The sequence below is a fragment of the Brevibacterium moorei genome, assembly GCF_024580735.1.
In the GTDB taxonomy this organism is placed as follows: domain Bacteria; phylum Actinomycetota; class Actinomycetes; order Actinomycetales; family Brevibacteriaceae; genus Brevibacterium; species Brevibacterium moorei.
The window spans coordinates 52,338-77,511 of sequence record NZ_JANIJX010000017.1 but is presented as its reverse complement, the minus strand read 5'-3'; the positions used below and the strand labels follow the sequence as shown (position 1 = coordinate 77,511).

General features: G+C 67.7%; 20 protein-coding genes. 6 read left to right on the top strand and 14 right to left on the bottom strand.

Features of this window, described 5'->3' with window-relative positions; translation table 11 throughout:
- The first annotated feature begins 45 nt into the window (after positions 1–45).
- Together NQ034_RS11690 and NQ034_RS11685 are read left to right on the top strand one after the other, a co-directional pair.
- Positions 46–1,317 (top strand): ammonium transporter, encoded by a 1,272-nt coding sequence (locus tag NQ034_RS11690; protein WP_257049028.1) that lies wholly within the window; start codon positions 46–48, stop codon positions 1,315–1,317.
- A 46-nt stretch (positions 1,318–1,363) separates the two neighbouring features.
- Positions 1,364–1,702, top strand: a complete 339-nt coding sequence (locus tag NQ034_RS11685) for a P-II family nitrogen regulator (RefSeq protein WP_257049027.1) — start codon at positions 1,364–1,366, stop codon at positions 1,700–1,702.
- A gap of 94 nt (positions 1,703–1,796) precedes the next feature.
- On the opposite strand, the gene NQ034_RS11680 is transcribed toward NQ034_RS11685, so the two are convergent.
- Positions 1,797–3,149, bottom strand: a complete 1,353-nt coding sequence (locus tag NQ034_RS11680; protein WP_257049025.1) for a hypothetical protein — start codon at positions 3,147–3,149, stop codon at positions 1,797–1,799.
- 691 nt (positions 3,150–3,840) lie between these two features.
- A complete protein-coding gene (locus NQ034_RS11675; protein WP_257049024.1) occupies positions 3,841–4,890 on the bottom strand; it encodes an NAD(P)-dependent alcohol dehydrogenase in 1,050 nt (349 codons plus the stop codon).
- Between the two features lie 149 nt (positions 4,891–5,039).
- On the opposite strand from NQ034_RS11675, the gene NQ034_RS11670 reads away from it, so the two are divergent.
- Together NQ034_RS11670 and NQ034_RS11665 are read left to right on the top strand one after the other, a co-directional pair.
- Complete coding sequence (locus tag NQ034_RS11670) at positions 5,040–7,487, top strand: DUF262 domain-containing protein (protein WP_257049023.1); 2,448 nt, start codon at positions 5,040–5,042, stop codon at positions 7,485–7,487.
- 74 nt (positions 7,488–7,561) lie between these two features.
- Positions 7,562–8,671, top strand: coding sequence for an FUSC family protein (locus NQ034_RS11665; protein WP_257049022.1), 1,110 nt, complete (start codon positions 7,562–7,564; stop codon positions 8,669–8,671).
- Positions 8,672–8,936: 265 nt separating this feature from the next.
- Here the strand turns inward: NQ034_RS11665 and NQ034_RS11660 are convergent, their stop codons facing one another.
- The gene (locus tag NQ034_RS11660; protein ID WP_257049021.1) at positions 8,937–9,647 is read right to left on the bottom strand and encodes a GntR family transcriptional regulator; all 711 of its coding nucleotides are present in this window, start codon (positions 9,645–9,647) and stop codon (positions 8,937–8,939) included.
- Positions 9,648–9,783: 136 nt separating this feature from the next.
- On the opposite strand from NQ034_RS11660, the gene lhgD reads away from it, so the two are divergent.
- Positions 9,784–10,995: an L-2-hydroxyglutarate dehydrogenase gene (lhgD, locus tag NQ034_RS11655; protein WP_257049020.1), complete on the top strand. Its 1,212-nt coding sequence runs from the start codon at positions 9,784–9,786 to the stop codon at positions 10,993–10,995.
- A gap of 78 nt (positions 10,996–11,073) precedes the next feature.
- On the top strand, positions 11,074–12,393 hold the full coding sequence (locus NQ034_RS11650; protein WP_257049019.1) for an MFS transporter: 1,320 nt from the start codon (positions 11,074–11,076) through the stop codon (positions 12,391–12,393).
- Between the two features lie 178 nt (positions 12,394–12,571).
- On the opposite strand, the gene NQ034_RS16250 is transcribed toward NQ034_RS11650, so the two are convergent.
- The 11 genes from NQ034_RS16250 to NQ034_RS11590 all read right to left on the bottom strand — a co-directional run bounded on the left by NQ034_RS16250 (position 12,572) and on the right by NQ034_RS11590 (position 25,171).
- Positions 12,572–14,260 (bottom strand): ABC transporter permease, encoded by a 1,689-nt coding sequence (locus NQ034_RS16250; RefSeq protein ID WP_373567205.1) that lies wholly within the window; start codon positions 14,258–14,260, stop codon positions 12,572–12,574.
- Entirely contained in the window at positions 14,257–15,045 is a 789-nt protein-coding gene (gene modA, locus NQ034_RS11635) for a molybdate ABC transporter substrate-binding protein (RefSeq protein ID WP_257049018.1), read from the bottom strand. Before modA ends, NQ034_RS16250 begins: the two co-directional genes overlap by 4 nt.
- A gap of 206 nt (positions 15,046–15,251) precedes the next feature.
- On the bottom strand, positions 15,252–15,665 hold the full coding sequence (locus NQ034_RS11630; protein WP_257049017.1) for a TOBE domain-containing protein: 414 nt from the start codon (positions 15,663–15,665) through the stop codon (positions 15,252–15,254).
- Positions 15,652–16,146 (bottom strand): cyclic pyranopterin monophosphate synthase MoaC, encoded by a 495-nt coding sequence (gene moaC, locus NQ034_RS11625; RefSeq protein ID WP_257049016.1) that lies wholly within the window; start codon positions 16,144–16,146, stop codon positions 15,652–15,654. The genes NQ034_RS11630 and moaC overlap by 14 nt, the downstream gene beginning before the upstream one ends.
- Positions 16,143–17,468 carry a molybdopterin molybdotransferase MoeA gene (locus NQ034_RS11620; protein ID WP_257049015.1) on the bottom strand — a complete coding sequence of 442 codons (1,326 nt, stop codon included), beginning with the start codon at positions 17,466–17,468 and terminating at the stop codon, positions 16,143–16,145. Before NQ034_RS11620 ends, moaC begins: the two co-directional genes overlap by 4 nt.
- 9 nt (positions 17,469–17,477) lie before the next feature.
- Positions 17,478–18,971: an amidase gene (locus NQ034_RS11615; protein ID WP_257049014.1), complete on the bottom strand. Its 1,494-nt coding sequence runs from the start codon at positions 18,969–18,971 to the stop codon at positions 17,478–17,480.
- Complete coding sequence (locus NQ034_RS11610) at positions 18,968–19,699, bottom strand: SRPBCC family protein (RefSeq protein ID WP_257049013.1); 732 nt, start codon at positions 19,697–19,699, stop codon at positions 18,968–18,970. The genes NQ034_RS11615 and NQ034_RS11610 overlap by 4 nt, the downstream gene beginning before the upstream one ends.
- Positions 19,700–19,821: 122 nt before the next feature.
- Positions 19,822–22,218, bottom strand: a complete 2,397-nt coding sequence (gene cutA, locus NQ034_RS11605) for an aerobic carbon-monoxide dehydrogenase large subunit (RefSeq protein WP_257049012.1) — start codon at positions 22,216–22,218, stop codon at positions 19,822–19,824.
- Positions 22,215–22,787, bottom strand: a complete 573-nt coding sequence (locus tag NQ034_RS11600) for a (2Fe-2S)-binding protein (RefSeq protein WP_257049011.1) — start codon at positions 22,785–22,787, stop codon at positions 22,215–22,217. The genes cutA and NQ034_RS11600 overlap by 4 nt, the downstream gene beginning before the upstream one ends.
- Positions 22,784–23,683 carry an FAD binding domain-containing protein gene (locus tag NQ034_RS11595; protein WP_257049010.1) on the bottom strand — a complete coding sequence of 300 codons (900 nt, stop codon included), beginning with the start codon at positions 23,681–23,683 and terminating at the stop codon, positions 22,784–22,786. Before NQ034_RS11595 ends, NQ034_RS11600 begins: the two co-directional genes overlap by 4 nt.
- Before the next feature lie 33 nt (positions 23,684–23,716).
- Complete coding sequence (locus tag NQ034_RS11590; protein WP_257049009.1) at positions 23,717–25,171, bottom strand: uracil-xanthine permease family protein; 1,455 nt, start codon at positions 25,169–25,171, stop codon at positions 23,717–23,719.
- Between the last annotated feature and the right edge of the window lie 3 nt (positions 25,172–25,174).

The window sequence follows — 25,174 nt, the reverse complement described above, 5'->3', positions numbered from 1 at the left end:
CTGTCCCCTTCGAAGGACCGCCCTGTTGGAAGACAAGGAACGAGCATGGATACAGAATCGATGATCAACTCCGGCTGGATGCTCACGGCGACCGTCGCGGTCACCCTGATGCTGCCCGGCCTGGCCCTGTACTACGGGGGCCTGTCCCGCACCAAGAACATCCTCAACACCGTCATGATCGTGTTCGGCGGATTCGCCGTCACCGCCGTCCTGTGGGTCCTCTACGGCTACGGGCTGACCCTGGGCGATTCCGCCGGCGGGCTGGGCCTGATCGGCAATCCCGCCGGACTGTTCGGCATCGGCTCGCTGCTGGGCGAGGAAACCGCGCCGGGGGCTGTGCCCGCGATCCTCATCGCGGTCTTCCAGCTGATCTTCGCCGGACTGACCGTCGGCATCATCGGCGGGGCCGTCGAGGGCCGGATGAAGTTCTCCAGCTGGCTGGTCTTCGCCGGAGTCTGGGCCACTCTGGTCTACTTCCCGGTGGCCCACTGGGTCTTCGCCTTCGACTCCGAGGACGGATCCGTCACCGGCGGCTGGATCGCCAATAAGATCCAGTCCCTGGACTTCGCCGGCGGCACCGCGGTGCACATGAACGCGGGCGTCGCGGCCCTGGTGCTGGCGATCTTCCTGGGCAAGCGCAAGAACTTCCCCGCGGTGGGCCGGCCGGGCAATCTGCCGGTGGCGATCATCGGCGCGGGGCTGCTGATGGTGGGCTGGTACGGCTTCAACGGCGGCTCCTCGGGCGGGATCAACGAAAGCGCCGGGGTGGCCCTGGCCAATACGCTCATCGCCTCCTGCGCCGGACTGTTGGGCTGGCTGTTCGTCGAGCGGCTGCGCCGGAAGTTCGCCACCTCCCTGGGCGCCATCTCCGGCATCCTGGCCGGCCTGGTGGGCATCACGCCGGCGGCGAACTCGGTGTCGCCGCTGGGCGCGGTGCTCATCGGCCTGATCGCCGGGATGATCGCCTTCGCCACGCTGGGGCTCAAGGAGCGGCTGGGCTACGACGACGCCCTGGACGCGGTGGCGATCCACATGTTCCCCGGCATCTTCGGCACCCTGGCCATCGGCTTCCTGGCCGCCCCCGATTCCCCCGCGGGCGAGGCCGGTCTGCTCTACGGCGGCGACCTCACCCTGCTGGGGCGCGAGGCCATCGCGGTCGTCGCGGTGTTCGCCTACACCTTCATCGTCACCAGCCTGATCGCCTGGGTGATCAAGAAGACGATGGGCCTGCGAGTCGACGGGGCCGCGGAGGCCGCGGGCCTGGACACCACCCTGCACGCGGAGACCGCGTACGATCTGGACGATATCCGCGCCTGATCGGCCGGGCCGCACCGCGGCCGAGAACTACCACGAAGGAAGCACCATGCAACTCATCACCGCAATCCTCCAGCCCAGCGCCCTGGGACCGGTCAAAACGGCCCTGGACGAGGTCGGCATCACCGGCATGACCGTCTACGAGGCCAAGGGCCACGGCACTCAGGCCGGCAAGGTCGAGGTCTACCGCTCCCAGAAGGTGCGGGTGGAATTCCTGCCGAAGATCTCCCTGGAGATCGTCGTGGCCGACGAGTCCGTGGACGCCGCGATCCAGGCGATCGCCGAGGCCGCCCACACCGGTCAGATCGGCGACGGGAAGATCTGGGCCACCCCGGTGTCCAGGGTGGTCCGCGTGCGCACCGGCGAAACCGGCACCGACGCCATCTGACCTTCCAGTTCCACTACGTCACGAAATGTCGATTTCTGGGCGAATCAGCCCGGATTTCGACATTTCGTCACGTAGTGGACGGCCAGAGGTGCGGTCAGCGGTCCTCCCAGAGGGCCTCGGTGGCGTCCGAGACCACATCGGCGACGGCGTGCGCGATGCCGGCCGGGACCTCGTAGGGGCGTTCGGGGGTGTCGGGATGGGCCACCAGCACGCCGTCGGAGACGAACCGGGCCAGCACCTCGCGGGCCACGGCCGGCAGCTGTGCCGCGGCCGGCGCCGCCGCCTCGATGTCGGCGTCCGGCTCGCCGTAGAGCAGCGCGGCCGTGAGCGTCCCCAGCAGCAGTGGCAGGGCGCGGCCGGCTCCGGCGGGGTCGGCCTCGGCGGCGTCGTAGGTGTAATAGGACAACACGTCCTCGACGTAGTTGGCGACGATCGCCGCGCGCAGGCCGGCCCGCTCCACCTCGCGCGTCGCGCCGAAGGACTCCGCCCGGGGCCCCGGCAGCACGCGCTCGTCCGTGTATTCCAGCACCCCACTGGTCTCCAGGGTGTGCAGCCACACCGCCAGGTGCGGCACCTCCCAGGCCGACTGCACGCCGCGCACGTCCGCGGTGATCCCCAGCAGGCCGGCCAGCGACTCGATGTCGGCGGTCTGCACTGACCCGGCGCCCGAGAGCGGGCGGCCATCGCCCAGCCAGTCCAGCAGTCGTTCGATCGCGGCCACCGGTTTGATGGCCGAGGTCGCGGCCAGGACCGTGTCCGCGGGCGGTTCTTCGAAGGCATCGGCCAGGCGGGGCGTGTGGCCCCCGGTGCCCAGTCCGTCCGCGCCGGCGCCGCCCGGTGTGTCGAGCAGCAGTTGATCGCCGATGTCGACCATGCTGAACAGCCGGAACTGGATGAGGTCGTGGGCCTGGGACAGTTCGGCCGATGGCACATCCGGGCGGTCGAGTTCGAGGAGGTACTGCAGGTAGTCGTCCAGGGCCAGGGCGACGACGGTGGGGAACTGCGCCTGCGCCTGTGTGACCTCCTCCAGGTAGTCGGGGTTCTCGGCCAGCAGCGCTTCGAGCTGTTCGGCGTCCACCGCATCCTCCAGCGGTTCGCTCGCCAGCGATTCGGCGTCGGACAGCAGGGCCTCGACCAGCTCCTCGTCGGGCCGGGCCAGGGTGTAGGAATCGTCCAGGGTGGGCGCCAGACGGAACAGGTGCTCGACCAATTCCACCGTCTGACGCGCATCCTCGGCGGCCATTTCGGGCGATAGCGTGGAGTCCACGGCGAACGGTGCGGTGGAGTCCGGGCCGTCGGCGGGCTCGTCGCCGGCGGCGTCCTCGGTGGCCGAGGCGACCTCGGCCACCGCACGGACCAGCAGCCAGTCGCGGAAGCCGTCGAGCAGGGCCCGCTCGGGGCTGCCGAGTTCGGAGATGTCCTGGGTGCCAGGTGTGCTGCTGTCCATCGCGTCCTCCCAATCGCCGCGGACGGTCGGTCCGGGTGCGTCCGGTCTTTTCGACGACTCTACGCGGTCATGGGCCCCACCGCAGCAGCCCACGCCCGGCGGGGTGAGGCTCAGGCGGCGCTGGGTTGGAGGCCCAGCCCGGCAGCCATCGCGCCGACAGTCATAGCCGTGGTCAGATCGGGGAAACTGCCGATGCAGCGACCCACCTGGTCGGTATAGGTGTACCGGCCATCGGCCTTAAAGATGTAGCCCGCGTAGTCTCCGCCGCGATTGCCGGCGAAGGTATGGTGATCTACCCTGCGCCACGTCGTCGTCGGCGTGGCGGTGGGGGATCCGATGGGCGGTGCCAGGAATGATGACTCGGGGCCGCTCTGACGACGGTCCTGGGGGACCCTGTTGTGCCGATGCTTGGGTGAAGCGGGCAGGGACGATGATTGAAATGGTTGAGCTGTGGTGAAGATATGCTTCGATTCGTCGCCGCGCTGAAAAAGGGATTGCGCGGAAAAGTGGAAGGACTGCTAACGGTATCCGCCGTTGTTCTGGCAGCCACTGGCCGGCACAGTATCGCCCGGCATCCCAATTAGTCTACCAGCCACAGGTTCCACTACGCCCCGGATTGTCGATATATCGGCATTTCGGGCTGAATTTCGACAAACCAGGATGTAGTGGAACTCAGCTGGCTGGATGAAGCTCAGGCCTTCGGGTTAGGCACGACGACGGCGCGGGCGGACAGCTTGCCGTCGACCAGCTTCCGGTAGGCCACCAGCGCGTCGTCCATCGAATAGGTTTCGATCTCCGGCTTGATCTGGCCCGCACGGTACATGCCGGCGACCTCGTGCAGTTCGGAGATGGAGCCCCAGTAGACGCCCAGCAGTTCCTGCTCATAGGGGCGGGTGTACCAGTCGAATTCGGCCTTGCCGCCGGCGATGCCGACGACGGTCACGCGCGAACCGACCCCGGCGGCGGCCTGGGCCGTGGCGATCGTCGGGGCGATGCCGACGAAGTCGAAGGCGGCGTCAACGCCGCGGCCCCCGGTGAGCTCCAGGATCTTCTCGACCTGGCCCTCGCCGCCGGGCACGGTGACGGCACCGGCGGCCTCGGCCTTGGCCATCGCCTCGGGCTTCATATCGGTGGCGATGATGGTGGCGCCGGTCAGGGCTTTGAGGATCTGGATGGCGATCTGGCCCAGCCCGCCCAGGCCGATGACCAGTGCGTACTTGCCGCCGCCGGCCAGCTTGGGCAGCGCGGCCTTGACCGCGTGGTAGGGGGTCAGGGCGGCGTCGGCCAGTGGTGCGGCGGCGACCGGGTCGGCATCGCCCAGCGGCACGAGGTTGCGGGCGGGTACCTTCATGTACTCGGCCATGCCGCCGTCGCGGCCCAGGCCGATGGCCAGCGATTCGTTGGTCTCCACGTTCTCGCAGTAGTTCTCCTGGCCGGCCACGCAGCGCGGGCAGTGGCCGCAGCCGGTGGGCCCGTAGACCAGGTAGGCATCGCCCTTGGCGAAGCCGGTCACGCCGGTGCCGACCTCTTCGACCCAGCCGGCGGTCTCGTGGCCGAGGATGAACGGCGGCTTCGTGTGGCTGCCGGTTTCCGGCGTGTAGTCCTGGAACACGGAGACGTCGGAGTGGCAGCAGCCGGCGCCGGCGACCTTGAGGAGGACCTCGCCGGGTCCGGGGGTGGGCTTGTCCACGTCCTTGAGGACGGGGAATGTCTGGAATTCTTCGAAGACGACGGCCTTCATCGCATGTCCTTTCATAGGCGAATGTTTATATAAGGCCACCCTACGCCGGATGGGCCCTGCCGGACCAGGGTGGGATGTTCCCAGAATCCGCGACCGTTCACGGGATGGAAGACCGGGAGCTCCGCCCTGTGTTCCGATAGCCTCAAGACATGCGTGGTCAAGTTACCGAGGTCTACAAGATCTATGATTCCCGAGACAAAGAGCTGGTCATCCCCGTCTACCAGCGCAATTACGACTGGAAGATCGACAACTGTCGACAGCTCCTCGACGACCTCGCAGAGCTCATTGCAACCGGTCGCCGCAAGCACTTCTTCGGGGCGGTGGTGGGTAAGCCCGACAGTTCATGGGAATGGGTCGTAATCGACGGCCAACAGCGTCTGACCACGGTCAGTCTGCTGATGTTGGCCCTGTCCCGCCTGGTCGACGATGGCGCTATCGAGGCGCCCGACCCGGGTTTGGGAGAACGGCTGCGCCGGAATTACCTACTCAAGGATCAGGCCACAGGCGATACCCGTTTCAAGCTCAAACCGGTCAAGAACGATGCGCGGGCGTACCGACGGCTCTTCGGACCGGAATCCGAATTCATCGAGCGGTCCAATGTCACCGCGAACTACCGTTACTTCCTCACCGAGCTCCCCAAGCTGGGCCTCGACGCCGACCAGATCTGGGACGCCATCTGCCGTCTGGAGGTCATGCACTTGGACCTCGAACCCGAGGACGATCCCCAGCGCATCTTCGAAAGCCTGAACTCAACAGGTTTGGCTCTGTCCGAAGCCGACAAGATCCGCAACCTGGTGCTGATGGGCCTATCCGCGAAGGACCAGGAAGTCGTCTACGAAGACTTCTGGAACCGCATCGAGGTCAATGTCGGTTACGAGACCGATGACTTCCTGCGCTGGTACCTCACCGCCAAGACCTCGAAGACCCCACGCTTCGACCGAGTATACGAATCCTTCAAGAAATTCGCCGCCGACACCGGCTTGCGTGGCGCCGCTCTCCTGGCCGAGGTCCGGGACTATTCGGATTGTTACCGCCGGGTCCGCGCCGCGGACACAGGGTCGAAGGCGGCAGACGCCAAACTGCGCAAGTTGAACATCCTGCGCCAGGATGTGGCCCTGCCGTTCTTCATGCCGGTGATCGCCGACTTCCGTGCCGGCGCACTGTCCGAAGGCGAATTCGTCCGGGTCATCGACATCATTGAGTCCTATATGTTCCGCCGCTTCGCCTGCGATATCCCGACTAACGGCCTCAACAAGGTCTTTGCGACTTTATACGCGGAACTGCGCCGCATCCAGACGCCCGGCAGCAGGTTCTCAGACGTCTTGGCTTACTCCCTGCGCCGCCGCGAGGGCAGCGGAATCTTCCCAGACGATCAATGGTTCGCCGAGGACTTCGCCACCCACAACCTCTACAAGATCCGGTCCGAACGCCGCCAGTACATGTTCGAGTGCTTGGAGAACGGGGACTCCAACGATGTGCGCGATATCGCCGGACGCCTAGCCGAGGGGACGTTGAGCGTCGAACACATCATGCCGCAGACACTCACGGAAGCGTGGCGGGCCGAGCTCGGCCAGGATGCTACGGAAATCCATGAAACCTGGCTGCACCGGATCGGCAACCTGACGGTCACCGGCTATAACTCCTCGTACTCCAATTCCCCCTATGAACAGAAGCGCACAACGGAGAACGGCTTCGCCCACTCCCCCTACCGCCTCAACCAGGAGATGAAGGAATCCCCCGTGTGGACCGTGGAGCAGCTCCGCGCCCGGTCCGAACGTCTGGTGCGCGAGGCCCTGGCCTACTGGGACTACCCACAGACTTCCTTCGTCCCGCCCAAGCCCCAGCTACCGGTCGAACCGCTGGGAACCGACACGGATTTCAAGGGCCGCGATGCCGTGCGATTCGAGTATCAGGACGCAGCGGCGACCGTGCGTAGCTGGCGGGATCTGTTCATCCGGGTCCTGACAATCCTTGCCGAGAATTACCGCGACCGGGTATTCGAGTTCGCCACCGACCAGGACTGGCTGGTGGCTTCCGACCGCATGCCCGTACATATGAAGAAGGAATGGCAGGTAGTCCCGGGTCTGTGGGCATATGCAGACACCAACACCATGACGAAGGTCGTACAGCTCAGGAGGACGTTCGCCTATCTGGGGTTGGATCCCGACGACCTTCTCATCACTCTGCGCGCGGACCAGGCCCCTGAGACCTCACAGCCTGATCAGCCGGGCATCCTAGAAGACTCCCACTATGCCAACCTGACGAAGTTCATCGACGTTCTGGAGCCTTTGGAAGGTACCGCCGCCCAGCCGGCCGAGACCTCGGCCACGGTGACCGAACTGCATACCGCTCTGGCGGAATTCCATGTGGACAACGCCTTCATGAAACTCGCACAGGCGGGCACCCCGTGGATGACCTTCGATCGCTCGCAGCTGGCGCGGGCTGATGCAGACACCCTGCTGACCTTCATTTCCGCCACCTACGAGGCGCAGGACCTGGGCATCGATCCGCAGGCAGTCCACCGGGCCATCCTCGACGGCAGCCTGCTCACCGCGCTGCGCGGACTGGCATCCGTCGAGTCCACGGTCTCTGCATAGGAACGGAGGCACTGCACACCAGACGATAAAATGGACTCATCATCCCTGTTCCCCGTGGAAGGACTGCATCTCTTTTGAGCCCCTCGGCCCCGTCATCGCCCACTCCCGACCAGCCGAGGGGGAAGACCGGCAGGACCGCAGCATTCGCCCGCGAATTCGCGCGGATCTCGCCACTCAACGGTGACGTCCAGGTCTCCATCAAAGCGATGCTGTGCCTCATCGTTTCGCTTCTCATCCTCACCGGATTCGAGCGCACCGACCTGTTCGGCGCCGCCGCCTTCGGCGCATTCTCCGCCCTGTTCGCCCGCAACGTCCCGCCGCGACATGCCATGCGGGCCCAGGCCGAGGGCGGGCTGACCGTGATCGCGGCCATCATGATCGGCGTGGCCTGCGCAGCCTGGTCGCCCAGCCCGCTGATCTCCGTGCTGGTCGTCGCGGTCTACGCGGTGTGCATCGACGCGATCAACCGGTCCAGGGTCTGGCGCGCCCCGGCCGGACTGTTCGTGGCCTTCGCTGCGGGCGCGTTCTCCAATACGGCAGACGTCGACGGGTCCAAGGCGCTGTCGATTTTCGTAGCAGCCGCCGGCACCGGGGCCTTCGCACTGGTCCTCACGCTCCTCCAGTCCTTCCACCACAATCCGAATCTGACGCAGGATTTCCCGCCGAAGACTCACCGCCTACGGGGCACCTTCTTCTCCGAGACCACCCTGGTCGTGCTCATTGCGGCCCTTGCGGGCAGCTTCTTCGGCTGGCTGGCCACCCCGGAACACGCCTACTGGGGCACGGTCACCGCGATCGCCATGGCATCCCGACCACACGGCGCCAATTGGAAGATCCGCGCCCTGCACCGGTTCACCGGAACCCTGATCGGCGCCGTCATCGCCACTCCCCTGCTGTTGTGGGACATGCCGGTCTGGGCCACCATCACCACCTTGGTCCTGGCCCAGGGCCTGACCGAGCTGTTCGTCCTGCGCAACTATGCGATCGGCATCGTCTTCATCACCGTGCAGGCCCTGGCCATGACCGCCGTCAGCCATCCGGGCACCGGGGTGGACATCGCGGGTGAGCGCCTCCTGGCCACCGTCATCGGCCTGGTCTGCGGTGTTGCGACGATCGTGTTGGAGCAGATCCTCGAGGGCCGCGAGCGCCGCGCCGCCGAGGCCGCGCAGGCAGAAGAGAACTAGGCCGGCTGGTCCCGGGCCGGCGAGGCCTCGCAGCACCGTCTCAACTCCCTCACACTTAAGTTGCATGCAACATGCAACAAGGTGCTAGAGTTCACACGGAGCTCCACACGGATGCCCGCGAACCGGGCCCAGAGCAGAGCCCCCCCAAGCACAACAAACCCCAGCAGACCTCGAGGACGCAGTCATGCCGCACGCCGCCAGCGCACCCCAGCGCGTGTCCGCGGCACTCTGCTGCCTCCGCGCCCGGCATACGTCCGGCGCGGTGCTAATCCACCAACCAGCTCAGTGCCGCGAGGGTGTCGACAGTGCCGAATTCGGGTCGCTTCCCCGCCTCCTGGCGCATCAGGATCTGCGCGGTGTTGACGATGTGACGACCCATCGCACGCGCCAGCGCGTCCTGGTCCCCGGCTTTGAAGGCCGCGTAGACGTCCGCGTGGTCGGCGAAGCACTCGGCGGCGCTGCGCGAGGCCGGCACCGTTCCCACCCCCGTGTCCAGCACCAGATCGCGCTGCTGGCGCAGCATGTCCAGGGCCCGTCGGTTATCCGCACCCCGCAGCAGCGCATCATGGAAGTCCCGGTCGGCGCGCAGCAGCGCGGCGGTGTTCCCGTCCTGCGCGGCACGGGAGAAACTCGCATAGGCGGCATCGACCTCGGCGACGGATTCCGCGGTCGCCAGGGCCACCGCCCGGCGCGCCAGTGGAATCTCCAGCATCAGGCGCAGCTGGTAGATCTCGATGAAGGTCGACGGGCTGGAGCTGAGAATCCGCACCCCGCGGTTCTTCTCGATCTCGACCAGGCCCAGCCGCGAGAGTTCGAGCAGGGCCTCGCGCACCGGAGTGCGCGATACGCCGAGCGTCTCGGCCAACTGCCCGGCGGTGTACCGTTCGTCCGGCACCAGCGCCCCGCCCATGATCTGGCTCTTGAGTTCGGCGGTCACGGTTTCCGTGAGGGTGGCGGGTTTGGGCAATGCGGGCATGCTGGCATTATCTCAGCCCGCCCGCACTACCCGGCGCCGAGGCCACGGGCCGGACCGTGCCCGCCCGCACCTCGGCGCCCTGCCGGTCGCCGATCGACCGCCACCTTCAGCACACCTACCAGGATGGAACACAGACATGACTGACAAGACCGCATCGTTCGCGGTGATCGGCGCCGGGATCATCGGCATCGCCACCGCCCGCGAACTGCTGCTGCGCTACCCCGGCGCGGACGTCACCGTATTCGAGAAGGCCGCTGACGTGGCCGCCCACCAGACCGGCCACAATTCGGGCGTCGTGCACGCGGGACTGTACTACCAGCCCGGCGGCCTCAAGGCGCGCCTGTGCCGGCGCGGCGTTGGCCTGCTGCACGACTTCGCCCTGGAGCACGAGGTCCCCTACGACGAGTGCGGCAAGATCGTCGTCGCCCTCGACGCCGAGGAGGAGCCCCGCCTGCAGGCGATCTATGAGAAGGCGACCGCCAACGGCGTGCCCGACGTCGCGATGATCGGCCCCGAACAGATCCGCGAAATCGAACCGAACGCCGTGGGCCGGACCGCCCTGCACTCCCCGCACACCGCGATCGTGGACTACCGGGCGCTGACCGAGGCCCTGGCCGAGGACTTCGTCGCCCGCGGCGGCGCCATCCACTTCGCGACCGAGGTCGTCGGCATGACGCCCAACGCCTCCGGGGTGAAGGTGCGCACCCCCTACGGCGAACACTCCTTCACCTATGTCGTTGCGTGTGCCGGCCTGCAGTCCGACCGTGTGGCCAAGCTGGCCGGCGGGGACAAGAACCCGGCGATCGTGCCGTTCTTCGGCCAGTACTCACAGGTCGAATCGTCCCACCGCGATGTGGTGCGCGGCCTGGTCTACCCCGTGCCGGACCCCGCCTACCCGTTCTTGGGCGTGCACGTGACCAAGCGCGTCGACGGCGAACTGCTGGTGGGCCCCAACGCCTTCCTGTCGTTCGGCCGGGAGAACTACGCCGGCTACAAGCTGGGCGTCAAGGACAGCCTCGACGTGGCGCTGAACCCAGGGTTCTGGAAGTTCGCCGGCCAGAACGCGAAGGCCGCGGTGCGCGAGATCAAGTCGGTGGTATCGCGCAAGAGCTTCCTGCGCGGGGCCGCCGAATACGTTCCGGCTCTGGCCGATGTGGAGACCACGCCGATCACCCGCGGCATCCGCGCCCAGGCGATGGCGGCCGACGGCGGCCTGGTCGACGACTTCGCGATCGAGAACCTGGGCAATGTCACGCTGATCCGCAACGCCCCCTCGCCGGGCGCCACGTCCTCGATGGCCATCGCCGAATACATCGTCGACGGCCTGGCCGACCGCCACGGGATCTGATCTCCCAGATCTGAACCGCGGGAGTAGACACTCCCCTCGTAATACCACCCCCAATAAATCAATAAATATGGAGCATCAATGACGAACTCTGTCATCACCGGTGAGACCCCGGAACAGGAGAAGAAGCGCCTGTCCCGGGTCCGCACTGCCACCCTGGTCGGAACCACTGTCGAATGGTACGACTTCTACCTCTACGCGACGATGGCCTCAATCGTGTTCGGCCACGTCTTCTTTCCGAAGTCCGATCCCCAAGTCGCAACCCTTTCGGCCTTCGCGACCTTCGCCGTCGGTTTCATCGCACGTCCACTGGGCGGATTCCTGTTCGGCCACTTGGGCGATCGGATCGGGCGGAAGAAGAACCTGGTCATCACCTTCACGCTGATGGGCATCGCCAGCTTCCTCATCGGCTGCCTGCCCAGCTACGACACCGCCGGCGTCTGGGCTCCAATCCTGCTCGTCGTACTGCGCATCCTGCAGGGTCTGGGCGCCGGTGCGGAATACACGTCCTCGGCCGTCAACGCCTATGAGCACGCCAGGGCGGACAAGCGCGGGGCACAGGGATCGTGGCCCGCACTGGGCCTGAACATTGGTCTGCTCATCAGCTCCGCGGCCGTCTACCTGCTCAGCCTCAAAGGCGATGAATTCCTGATCAACGGTGGCTGGCGCATCGGCTTCCTCGTCAGCATCGTGCTGGTGGCGATCGGCCTGTGGGTTCGCTCCGCCGTCCCGGAATCCCCCGAGTTCGAAAAGCGTGTGAAGAACAACGAGCAGGCCGACACCCGCTTGCGCACTCTGTTCGCCAAGCACTGGCCCAGCCTGCTGGTCGTCCTGCTGGTGGCCCTGGGCTACAACGCGGTCAGCTATATCTTCAAGACGTTCTCGATTGCCTATGTCAAACAGTTCCAGGGGTTCTCGGCCTCGACCGCTTCGGCCTCCGTGACAGTGGCCGCAGCGATAGCGATCATCGTCGTGCCGATCTTCGGCTGGCTGTGTGACCAAATCGGCTCGAAGAAGGTCATCGGCTACGGTGGCGTCATCTCCGCGGTCTTCGCCTTCATCTTCCTCTGGCTGCTGTCCAACGGCACCACCTGGGGCGTGTTCGTGGCGCTGGGCATCGGCACCGGGATCATCGCGCCCATGATGTTCTCCGCCCAGGGCGCATTCCTGTCGCGGCAGTTCCCCGCCGATGTGCGCAGCAGCGGTGTGGGCATCGGACGCGAGGTCGGTACCGCGATCTCCGGCGCGCTGGCACCCTTGGGCGCACTCAGCCTGGTCGTGGCATCACCCACCAACTCGACCTTCTGGGTCGGCGTGGTCATGGCCTTCGGCGGCCTGCTGGTCATCGCAGGCGCCCTGGCCGACCGGGGTGGGAAGTTCTCGAGAAGCCAGAAGAACTAACCGACGGACTCATCCGGGATCCCACGACCCCGGTCGGTCGGCATGACAAGCGCAGATTCACATCGCGTGCGGGTATGTCCGCACGCGATGTGAATCTGCGCTTGTCATGCGTCAGGGTTCCTCTTGCGCTGCACTGGTGTGGAACTCAGTCCGCCCCTCCCCGCACAGGCCCCGAGGTTCACACCGTTCGGGTGACGAAGCGGGCGGCGAATTCCGTTGCGGGGGCCGCCTGGAAGTCCTGTAGCGGAGCGTCTTGGACGATTCGGCCCGCATCCATCACCAGCACCCGGTCGGCCAAGTCCAGATCCCGTTGGTCGTGGGTGACCAGCACGGTGCTCGTCCCCGCCAGGAGTTCACGCAACAGGACGCGGATCGTCTCCTGCGATTCCGTGTCCAGCGCGGCCAGGGGCTCGTCCAGCAGTACCAGCTCCGGGCGCACGGCCAGGGCCCGGGCAATGGCCACCCGCTGGGCCTGTCCACCGGACAACTGCATGGGCCGGCGGCCCGCCAGTTCGGCCGCTCCCACACGGTCCAACAGGTCGAACGCCCTGTTCCTGGCCTCCCGTTTGCCCAGCCCCCTGGCGCGCAGCCCGAAGGCCGCATTGTCCAACACGTTCAGGTGCGGGAACAACCAGGGCTTCTGGCTCAGCTGCACGATGGGTCGTTTCCACGGCGCCGCCGTCACTCCACGCCCGGCACTGACGTCGGTCAGCAGCTCCGAGCCCAATCGAATCCGCACGGCTCGCGGGCGCACCAGGCCCGAGAGCACATCCAGGGTGGTGGACTTGCCCGAACCATTGGGCCCGATCAGGGCACAGGTCACCCCAGCGGGAACGATGAACGACACGTCCAGGCTCCGGCTGGGCAGGTCGAAGTCGCATTCCAGGCCGGCACCGGCAGAACCCGACTCCTCGCCTGCACCGGCAGCAACGGGTTCCCCGCCAGTGCCCCGGCCGGATTTCCCGGATGCCCCACTCGTTCCAGACCCACTTGCTCGGGCGCTACCACCGCTGGCCCTACCACCGACGGCCCCGCTGCCGGCGGTCTCACCGCGCCTCCGATGATCCGCCCATCCGTAGGTCCCCACGACAATGACCATCGCGATGACGACCAGCATCATCGACATGGCCACCGCCGCATCCGAATCCGTCTCCCGGGTCAGGTAGATCTCCAGGGGCAGGGTCCTGGTGGTGCCCTGCAGGGACCCGGCGAAGGTCACGGTAGCGCCGAACTCCCCCAGCGCCCGGGCGAAGCACAGCACCGTCCCCGACACCAGCGCCGGCCCCAGCACGGGCAGGGTGACGCGGCGCAGCACGTATCCCGGCTTGGCACCCAGGGCCAGGGCCGCCAGTTCGAACCGGCTGTCCAGACTGTTGAGCGCCCCCTCGACGGTCATCACCATGAAGGGCAGGGCGACGAATGCCTGCGCCAGGATCACCGCCACGGTCGAGAATGCGATGTGGATGCCCACGGCTTCCAGCTGCCGTCCGACCAGGCCCATCCGCCCGAAGGTGAAGAGCAGGGCGATACCGCCGACCACGGGCGGCAGTACCAGCGGCAGCAGCGTCAGCGAGCGCAGGACGGACCGTCCGGGAAACCTCGTCCGGGCGAAGACCAGTGCCAAGGGCACCCCCAGCAGCAGGCAGATGAGGGTCGCGACCGTGGCGGTGAGCAGTGACAGGCGCAGCGCGGTGAGCGCCGACTCGCTGGTCACCAGCGACCAGAAGTGGGTGTAGTCGACTCGGCTGAGCAGGCCGGCCAGGGGCAGGAGCACGAGCAGGGCGGCGAGCCCGGCCGGCACCCACAGCCAGCGCGGCAGGGGAACCCCCGCCGGTCCACGTCCGCCTGCCCCCGGCTCAGACCTCACGGCTTGCCGAAGCCCGCTTCGCCGAGGACCTTCTGGCCCTGTTCGCCGGTGACCATGTCCTGGAATTCGCGGGCCAGGTCGGCCTGCTTGGCGTCTTTCACGACGCCGATCGGGTAGGTGTTGACGGCCTGGTCGGATTCGGGGAAGTCCACGGCGGTGACCTTGTCCCCTGCGCCCTTGGCGTCGGTCACGTAGACCAGCCCGGCATCGGCCTGACCGGACTGGACCTTGCCCAGCACATCGGTGACCTTGGATTCCTCACTCACGGGCTTGAGCTTCACCCCGGTCTTGTCCTCCACCGTCTTGGTGGCGTTGCCGCACGGCACTCCCTCGGCGCACACCACGACGCTCGTGCCGTCCTTCGTCAGGTCCTTGAACCCCGTGATCTTCTTCGGGTTGTCAGGTGCGGTGGCGATCGTCAGCACATTCGTGGCGAAAGGCACCGGGGTACCGTCCATCAGCTTGGCATCGGTGGCCTTCTGCATGTTCTTCTCGTCCGCGGAGGCGAACACATCGGCCGGCGCGCCCTCCTGGATCTGGGTGACCAGTTCGGAGGAGCCCGCATAGCTGAAGCGGACCTTCACGCCGGGGTGCTCGCCCTCGAAGGTCTTGCCCAGTTCGTCGAAGGTCTGGGTCAGGCTGGCGGCGGCGAAGACCGTCAGGGTCTTCTCCTCACCATTTCCGTCCTTGGCGTCCGAGGTCCCCTGCCCGCAGGCGCTCAGCAACAGTCCCGCTGCCGCGAGTCCCGCCAGCAGGCCCGCAGTCCGCTTGCCGTTGAATCGCATGTCCGTCTTCCTTACGTTCGTCCCGGGTGGGGACCGATCGAGTGTTCCCGCCGGTGGCCGAAGGACGCCGCACTGGCGGCGTTCATCTGGCACAGCGATGGGAGAAGTCGGAATCAAGTTTCGCACATGCGTCTTCGATCACGGCTCCAGGAACGCACCTGCGGCGACAGTTCTGGGATTCTATGAGCACTTGCCGAATCGGGGCCTTAACTTTCAGGACTCTCCACGATGACATTCGTCGCCTTCACGGTGGCGACTGCCAAAGATCCCAGCTGTAGGCCCAGATCGTCCAGGGCCTCGCGGGAGATCAGGGAGACCACCCGGTGTGGGCCCGCCTGGATGTCCACCTGGGCCATCACGGTGTCCTTCTTGATCCCCGTCACCAGGCCCACGAAACGGTTCCTGGCCGAACTCGCGGACTGGTGCACGCCCTCGGGAGCGGTGCTCAGCTCCTGGGCCAGCTGGGCCAGACCGGCACCGTCGACCACGGTCCGCCCCGATTCGTCACTGCCGTCCGGCAGGCGTCCCGCGGCGATCCAGCGCCGCACGGTATCGGGGCTGACGCCCAGCAGGTCTGCCGCCTGTGCGATCCGATAACAGGGCCCGTCAGTTCCGCTCATCGCGCACCCACTCCCCCGACTTGCCGCCGGACTTGTGCTCGACGCGGATGTCGGTGAGCACCGCGGCCTTGTCCACCGCCTTGATCATGTCGAACACGGTCAGGGCCGCCACGCTGACGGCGGTCAGCGCCTCCATCTCCACCCCGGTCTGCCCGGAGGTCTTGACGCGCGCGCTGATGTGGACGGCGGATTCCGCCAGCTCGAATTCGACCTCGACTCCGGAGAGCAGCAGGGTGTGGCACAGCGGGATGAGTTCGGGGGTCCGCTTGGCCCCCATGATGCCCGCGACCCTGGCCACCTGCAGTGCTTCGCCCTTGGGCAGGCCGCACGAGGAGATCAGCTCGATGACCTCCCGCGTGGTCCGCACGGTTCCCGTGGCCAGCGCCACCCGCTTGGTCTGTGCCTTCGCGGACACGTCGACCATCTGCGCCCTGCCCTGTTCGTCGATATGCGACAGGTTCACTGCCCCGTCCTCACTCATCCGATCCTCCACACGTCCAGTTCCTCTCCGGGCTCCACCCGGTCGACGCCCACCGGGATGATGGCCAGCGCATCGGCCCGCGCATAGGCCGCCAGCAGGTGCGAGGACGGCCCGCCCTGCAGGGTGACGGTGCCGTCCTCGCACAGCAGCGCCCTGCGCACCTGGGTATTCGCCACAGGCGAGGCCTCACCCGACTCCGCATTCAATCGCGCCCGCATGTGCGGCCGGGGCGCGATTCCGGGGGCGATGCCCAGGAGTGCGGGTCGGATGAACATCTCGATGGTGATGAGGGTGGACACGGGGTTGCCGGGGGCTGCGATCCACGGCAGTCCGGCCAGTCGGCCACAGCCCTGGGGTCCGCCCGGCTGCATGGCGACCGAGGCGAATGTCAGCTCGCCGCACTCGGCAGGTTCCGCACCCGCCGGCTCCGCGCCCGCGGCCTGCTCACCCGCTCGCTCGGCCTCGAGGTCCGCGGCCAGTCGGAGCACTTCCTTGGCTCCCTTGGAGATCCCGCCCATCGAGACCACCAGGTCGACGTCTGCCCGGATGGCGGCGATCCGGTCCAAGAGCAGGCGCGGGTCGTCTGGCACCCGCAGCACGTGGACGACCGTGGCGCCCGCGGCGTTCAGTGCGGCGGTCGCGGCGAAGGAGTTCGCATCGTAGATCTGGGCCGGGCCCCGCTCCTGCCCGGGCGCCACGACCTCGTCGCCGGTGGAGACCAGGGCGATGCGCACAGGCGCCAGGACGGGCACCTCGGCCAGGCCCACGCTGGCCAGCACGCCCAGCAGGGCGGGCGTGAGGACCGTTCCCGCGGTGGCGATCAACGCGCCCGGGGCCGTGTCGCTGCCCGCCGTGCGCACGAATCGCCCCGGGCTCAGCTGCGCATCGGCCCGCAGGCGCACGCTCTCCCGGTGTGCGAAGCCTGCTTCCGTCTCCTCCACCGGCACCACACAGTCCGCCCCGGCGGGGATGCGCCCGCCCGTCATCACGGGCATCGCATATCCGGGTTCCAGGGCCGGGGGCGGGCTGCCCGCGGTGACCATCGGCATGAGCGGCAACTCCGCCACCCCGCCGGCGGGCCCTGCGCCCGACTGGGCCCCGCCGGCGAAGGAGCTGTCCACCGCGAAACCGTCCATCTGGGAATTGTCGAACGGCGGGACAGCCAGCGGACTGTGCACATCATGGGCCAGCACCACGGGGGTGGGAGCGGCGGCCAGATCGGCGATCGACACGGTTTCGACCCGGCGCAGGACGTGCACCAGATCCCAGATCCGGGCTCGGTACTCCTCGACGCGCAGGGCGGGGGCAGGGGTCTGTGGCATGGCTCGATTCTATGCGGCCGGCCCGCCGCCGGGCAGCCTGTGCGCCGACGGGCCGGGTAGCGGCCCTGGCCGGCGCATCCCGTAGCCGGTCGCGACTTCGAAGGCGTGGGCGATCTGCAGGACGCCCGCGTCATCCCCCGGCGCGCCGATGATCTGCAGGCCCACCGGCAGACCGGAGGCGCTGAACCCGGCGGGCACACTCACCGCGGGACAGCCCGTGGCCGAGATCAACGTGGTCGCGTCCATCCAGGACAGATAGTCCCGCACCGGATGCCCGGCCAGTTCGGCTGGGAATTCCAGTTCCGCGTCGAAGGGCAGCACCTGGCTGGTCACGGTCACCAGCGCGGCATGGTCGGCGAAGTAATCCTGCACGGCCGCCCAGAGGCGGCCCCTGGCGTGGACCGCCGCGAAGATCCGTTCGGGGCCCAATTCGAGCCCGGCCCTGATGTTCCCCCGCAGCGCCGGCTTCATCTGATCGGCGTGCTCGGCCAGCAGGTGCCCGTAATTCAGGCCGAACTCGAAGGCGCGGGCCACAGCGAACACCTCGCCGGCGCACGATAGGTCGGGGACCGTCCCGTCCAGGTCAGCGCCCAGCCCGGCGAACACCTCGGCAGCGGTTCCCACAATGGCGGCGACCTCGGCGTCGACCTCCAGCAGGCCGCCCAGATCGGGGGCGAACCCGATCCGCCGTCCCCCAAGATCCGGTTGGAAGTCCGGCTGGGTGTACTCGGGCAGGTCGAATCGGCCCGGTTCGTGGCGGTCCGTCTCCGCCCGCGGGTCCGGTCCGGACACCAGGTCCATCAGCCAGGCGACGTCGCCGACCGTGCGCGCCATGAAGCCCGCCTGACTCAGCCACTCCCAGGGATTGCCGGGCAGGGTGTGCGGGATCCAGCCGTTGGACGGCCGCAGCCCCACCAGATTGTTGAACGAGGCGGGCATCCGCAGGGAGCCGCCGGTATCGGAACCGTCGCCCGCGGCCTGCACACCCGCGGCGATCGCGGCCGCCGCGCCGCCGGAGGAGCCGGCCGCTGACCGGCTCAGGTCATAGGGGTTGACGGTGGTGCCGAAGAGCGGATTGAAGGTGTGGGCCCCGCAGGCGAATTCCGGGACGTTCGACTTGCCCGTGCCGATCACTCCGGCCGCGTGTAGGCGCGCGACGATCAGCGCATCGCGCCGGGGCACGTTCTCCGCGAAGATCGGCGAGCCGTAGGTGGTGCGCATTCCCGCGGTATCGTGCGTGTCCTTGTGCGTCATCGGCACGCCCAGCAGGGGCGGCAGCCCGGCGGTGTCGCCGCGCCGCCGCGCGATGTTCAGGCGGGCCTCGGCCGCCCTGGCCGAGGCCATCGACCCTTCGGCGTCCACGGTCACCACCGCGCCCAGCACGGGGTTGACCTCGACGATCCGGTCCAGGTGGGCCTCCATCGCCTCACCGGCGCGCACGTCGCCGGAGCGCAATCCGCACGCCAGTTCGCGCAGGGACAGGTAGTCCAGTTCGGACGTCACTTCCGGCCGGCCAGGATGCCGATGCACGTGCCCAGCAGTGCGGCGCCAGCGCCCACCACGGCGCCCGCGAAGAACTCGTTCATTCCGCCGCGCGCGGGTGCCGCGGCAACGGGATAGGCGCCGAACGGGGCGGGATAGCCGCCGGCGACCGGGGCGGGTACGGCTCCCGCGGGCGCTGCGGGTTGTCCCGCGGCGACACCGGCCTCGCCGCCGGAGGCGGCTGCGGCGGTTGCGGCACCGTCCGCGCCGGCGGCCTCGGCTCCGGGCGCGGCCTTGCCGGCATCGGGGCCGTCCTTGATCGCCTGGTCGATGTCCTTGAAGAACTTGGCCGCGATCCGCTTGGCCACCCCGGTGAGCATCCGCTGGCCCACTCCGCCGATCGCCCCGCCCAGGACCGCGTCGGCGCTCCAGGTGATGTCGGTGCCGCCCTGCGCGCCGGGGGCCATCTGCACGGTGACGTCCGCGCCGATCGTGCCGGGGCCGCCCTGGCCCTTGGCTGACATCACGAAGGACTCCGGTTCCTTCTCCTGGGAGAAGCCGACCGAGCCCTTGTAGGTGCCCTTGATCGCCGCGACCCCCATGGTCATGACAACGTCATAGGCTCCGGGGCCGGCGGGGGTCAGCGACTCCACGCCGGGGATCGTGCGCGCCAGCACCCACTCCGCGTGGAACGCATCCCAGGCGGTCTGCGGATCGGCTTCCATATGGGCAGTGGCGGTGATCTCCATGGTGTGATTTCCTTCTGTGCTCTAAGCGGTGATCGATACGGTGATGATGCGGTGAGGACTGCGGGAGCCGGGCTGCGGCTACCGCGCCGGAGCGCCGCAGCCGGAGCGCGTGACCCCGACGCTCAGGCCCGGTGCAGACTGGGAACGGCGCCGGCGGCGTGCTTCCGGCGCAGCTCCCACAGGGTCGACGGGTCGATGGGCATGCTGCGGATCTCGAAGCCCTCGGCGTCCTCGATGGCCGAGGCGATGACGGAGACCACGGGGATCGCCCCCGCTTCGCCCGCGCCCTTGATCCCCAGGGGGTTGAGCGGGCTCGGGGTCTCCAGATGGTCCGTCTCGACCTTCGGGACCTCCGATGCGAAGGGCATGAGGAAGTCCATGAACGATGCGTTGAGCAGCTGGCCGTCGGCGTCGTAGGCCATCTTCTCGTACAGCGCCCCGCCCACTCCCTGGGCCACTCCGCCGTGCACCTGGCCCTCGACGACCATCGGGTTGATCATCGGGCCGCAGTCGTGGACCACGCAGTACTTGAGGATCGTGATGTCGGCCGTCTCCGGGTCCGTCTCCACGATCGCGGCGTGCATGCCGTTGGCCACGGTCGAGCGCAGGGGCGAGAAGTAGTCCTGTTCCTCCAGGCCCGGCTCCTCCCCCGGCTTGATCGGCGGGGTGTTCGGATCGGCGGGCTTGGCGAACTGGGTCGCCTGTTTGGCGCTCTCGTCGAAGGCGTAGCGCAGCGGATTGGACAGCACCGCCACGGAGGCCAGCGGCATCGAGGCCGACGGGTCCCCCTTGACCTGGACCGTGCCGTCGACGATCTCCAGGTCCTCCGGGGACACTTCCAGCAGGTCCCCGGCGATCTTCAGCGCCTTGGCCTTGACCTTCTTCGCCGTCACGTGCAGGGCGTTGCCCGCCATCACCCCGCCGCGCGAACCCCAGGTGCCCACGGAGTAGGGCATCTTCCTGGTGTCGCCCGTGGTGACGTGGACGGTGTCGATCGGCACGCCCAGTTCATCGGCGACGATCTGGGCGAACACGGTGGCGTGTGCCTGTCCCTGGGTGGTCAGGCCGGTCCACACATTGACCCGGCCGGAGGATTCGATCTCGATATGGCCGCCCTCATAGGGCCCGGCGCCCGTGCTCTCCACATAGGCGCCCATTCCGATGCCCACGTGGCGGCCCTCGGCCCTGGCCCGGTTCCGGTAGTCCTCGAATTCGTCCCAGCCGACCAGTGCCTTGAGCTTGTCCAGCGAGGTCAGGAAGTCCCCGGAGTCCAGGCAGCCCTCGGCGCCGTCCTGCATCACCACGCCCATGGGGTGCGGGAATTCGCGCACGAAGTTGTTCAACCGCACCTGTGCCCGGTCCAGGCCCAGCTCATCGGCGATCGCGTCCATCGTGCGCTCCATCATGAAGGTCGCGTGTACGCGCCCGGCCCCGCGATAGGGGGTGACGATCACGCAGTTGGTGTAGAGCGACCACCATTCGACGTTGAAGTTCGCGATGTCGTAGGGACCCATGATGTGGGTGGAGGTGTTGAGCGGGACGATCACGCCATAGGGCAGATAGGCGCCGTTGTCGTGCCAGAACTTCACGTCCAGGCCCAGGATCCGGCCCTCGTCGTCGAAGCCCACGTGGACTTCCTGGATCTGGCCGCGCTCATGGGCCGATGACACGAAGTGCTCGCGCCGATCCTCGGTCCATTTCACGGTCGTGCCCAGGGCGCGCGCGGCGCAGGCACAGGCCAGCTCCTCCGGCCACGGGTGGTTGATCTTCACGCCGAAGCCGCCGCCGATGTCGGGGGCGACGACCTCGACCTTGGTCAGCGGCAGGCCCAGCTTCGCGGCGATCGCCGCGCGCAGGCCCGATGCCGTCTGGGTCGAGGAGTGCAGCAGCAGGGTGCCGTCCTCGGTGTTCCATTTGGCGACCACACCCTTGCCCTCCATCGGCATGCAGGCCGAACGGGACACCTCCAGTTCCAGCTCCAGGCTGTGCGGGGCCGAGGCGATGGCACCGGGTGCATCGCCGACGGTCTGCTGGTAGTGGGCCGCGACATTGTCCTCGATGCCCTCGTGCACCGCGGTCTGCGCCGCACGGGCCTGGTCGACTCCCACCACCGGGGGCAGGAATTCGTAGTCGACCGAGATCCGCCCGGCCGCGTCCTCGGCGATATAGCGGTTCTCCGCCACGACCATGGCCACCGGCTCGCCCACGAAGTTCACGTGATCGCGGGCCAGGGCGTATCCGGTCATGGGATTGACGATGGAGGGGTGGGGCAGCAGCATGGGCAGGCGTTCCGCGGCATCGCCCGGCAGGTCCTCGTGGGTCCAGATCGCCACGACCCCGTCGACGTCGATGGCGTCGGTGACATCGATGTCGACGATACTCGCGTGCGCGTGGGGGCTGCGGACGAAGGCCGCGACCAGGGCGCCGGCGCCCAAATCGTCGACGTAGCGGCCGTTCCCGGTGACCAGGCGCGGGTCCTCGCGGCGCTTGATCTTCTGCCCGAACATCCTGGTGGTCATTCGGCGCTTCCCTCCCCGCAGCAGCCCCCGCCGCAACAGCCGCCGCTCCCGGACGGCGCGCTGGAACCCGCGGCCAGGGCCTTGTCCTGTTCCTGCAGTTCGGCGGCGCGCTGCACCGCCTTGACGATGTTCTGGTAGCCGGTGCACCGGCACAGATTGCCGGAGACGACCTCGCGGGACTCCTCCTCCGTTGGGTGGGGGTTGTCCTTGATGAAGGCGTCGATGGTGGTGATGAAGCCCGGCGTGCAGAATCCGCACTGCAGGCCGTGGCAGTCGATGAAGGCCTGCTGCACGGGCGAGGGGTGCTCAGGATCGTTGCCGATGCCCTCGACCGTGGTCACCTCGTGGCCCTGTGCGCTGGCCGCGAAGACCAGGCACGAGCGCACGGGAACCCCGTCGAATTGGACCGTGCAGGCCCCGCACACCCCGTGTTCGCACCCCACATGGGTGCCGGTCAGCTCCAGGTCCTGGCGCAGCACATCGGAGAGCAGTTTGCGGTCGGGGACGTCCAGATCGTGATCGACGCCGTTGACGGTCAGTCGGATCCTGTTCAGCGTTTCGGCGCTCATGCCGCCTCCTCCGTTTCCCTTCCGGGGACGGCCCCGGAGATCAGTCCTGTGAAAACCCGACCGGCCATCACCCCGGCCAGGTGGCGCCGATAGTCCGCAGTGGCATGGATGTCGCCCACCGGATCGACGAACTCCTCGACCGCCTGTGCGATCGTGGGCACCAGGGCGGCGGCCTCGGCCCGCTGGGTCCCGGCCACGACACCGCCCAGGTCCAGGATGTCGGGCAGGTCGGTCACGGACACGAAGCCCGCCCGCAGCCCGGTCAACTCGCCGGTGTCCGGATCGGCGCTCAGGACCATGCCGACCCCGGCCAGGGCGTAGTCGCCGGTGCGCCTGGTGAGTTCGGCGAAGTCCGCCGACTGGCCGGGGGCCAGACCGCCGAACACCGCCTTGACGATGAGCTCATCGGATTCCAAACAGGTCTCCAACGGGCCCACATTGAGTTCGGCGGCCTCCAGGCTGCGCGTCCCCCTGCTGCTCACCACGTCGACGTGCCCGCCGGTCAGCGCCAGGATCATCGGCATCTCCCCGTTGGGGTCGGCGTGGGCCAGGGAGCCCACCGTGGTCCCCCGGTTGCGAATCGCGGGGTGGGCCACGCACTTCAGGGCCGCCCGCAGCACGGGCTGTGCGGCGTGGGCGCGCTCATCGTGTTCCAGCCGGGCATGGCTGACCAGGGCTCCCACCTCGACGTCGCCATCGTGCACGACGATGTCGGACAGTCCGCTGACCGCGGTGATGTCGATGAGGTGTTCGGGTGCTGCGAGCCGCATATTGAGCACGGGGACCAGGCTCTGGCCGCCGGCGATGATCTTGCCGTGGGCGCCGAACTCGCTCAGCAGTTCCAGGGTCTGTTCCACGCTCGTGGGCCGATGGATGGTAAATGGGGACGGCTTCATTCCTTATATCACTTGCCTCGTCGACTTCTTCCTTCAGTGTTTCCGATCCTGCCGGAGTTCCTCGGAAACCCGTTCCTCCAGGCCCTTCGAGCCGACGCTGATAGCGGTTCCACCGACATCGGACTCGGCCGCCTCCCTGATGTCCTTGGGCGCCAGCCAGCGCGCCACATGGTACATGACCAGCATCACAAGGGTGCCAAGGGCGATGCCCGAGAGCGTGAACGATTCGCTGAACTTCAGGCTGACGTCGCCGATTGCGATGATGATGCCGGCGGCCACTGGGACCATGTTGAGCGGGCTGGAGAAGTCGACCTTGTTCTCGATCCAGATCTTCGCGCCCAGCATGCCGATCATGCCGTAGAGCACGACGGTGATCCCGCCCAGCACACCGCCGGGCACGGACGCGATGAGCGCGCCGAACTTCGGGGAGAGCCCGAAGACGATCGCCACGATCGCGGCCACCCAGTAGGCGGCGGTGGAGTAGACCTTGGTCGCGGCCATCACGCCGATGTTCTCCGCGTAGGTGGTGGTGGGCGAACCGCCGACGCCGGTGGCCACCATGGTGGCCACGCCGTCGCCCATCACCGCTCGGCCTGTGTACTTGTCCAGCTTCTCGCCGGTCATCTCCTCGACCGCCTTGACGTGGCCGACGTTCTCCGCGACCAGGGCGATGATCGCCGGCAGCATGACGACGATGGCGGCGGCGTTGAATTCGGGGAGGTGGAGGCCCACCACGCCGGCCGCCTCATCCGATACCGGGGGCAGGCCGATCCAGGGCGCGGACTGCACGCCGGACCAGTCGATGCGGAAGTGCTCGGTGACCTCGCCGGCGCCCGCGTCGAAGGAGGTGATCTTGCCGAACACCGTGTCGAACAGCCAGGAGAGCAGGTAGCCGAAGATCAGGCCGAGGAACACCGCGACCCTGCCGATGAATCCCTTGATGCACACGGAGAACAGGATGATGAACGCCATCACCAGCAGGGCGACCCACTGGTCCTGGGGCCAGTAGGTGTTGGCCACCACGGGCGCGAGGTTGAAGCCGATGAGCATGACCACGCCGCCGGTGACGACCGCAGGCAGGACCCGGGTCAGGGCGCTGGCGCCGATCCAGTGGATGAAGGCGCCCACCAGGGTCAGGACGGCGCCGGAGACCAGGATCGCGCCGGTCACCTGTGCCGGGCTGCCACCCTGAGCGGTGACAGTGGCGGTGCCGCCCACGAAGGCAGCCGAGGTGCCGACGTAGCTGGGGACCTTCCCGGAGACGATGAGCAGGAAGATGATCGTGCCGAAGCCGGACATCATCACGGCCAGCTGCGGGTTCAGCCCCATGATGACCGGGAACACGAAGGTCGCGCCGAACATCGCGAACACGTGCTGGAAGCCCAGTCCGATCGTGCGCGGCCACGTCAGCCGCTCACTGGGGGCGACCGCGTCGCCGGGGGCGATCGTCTTGCCGTCGCCGTGTAGTTTCCAACCGAATATCGCCATGCT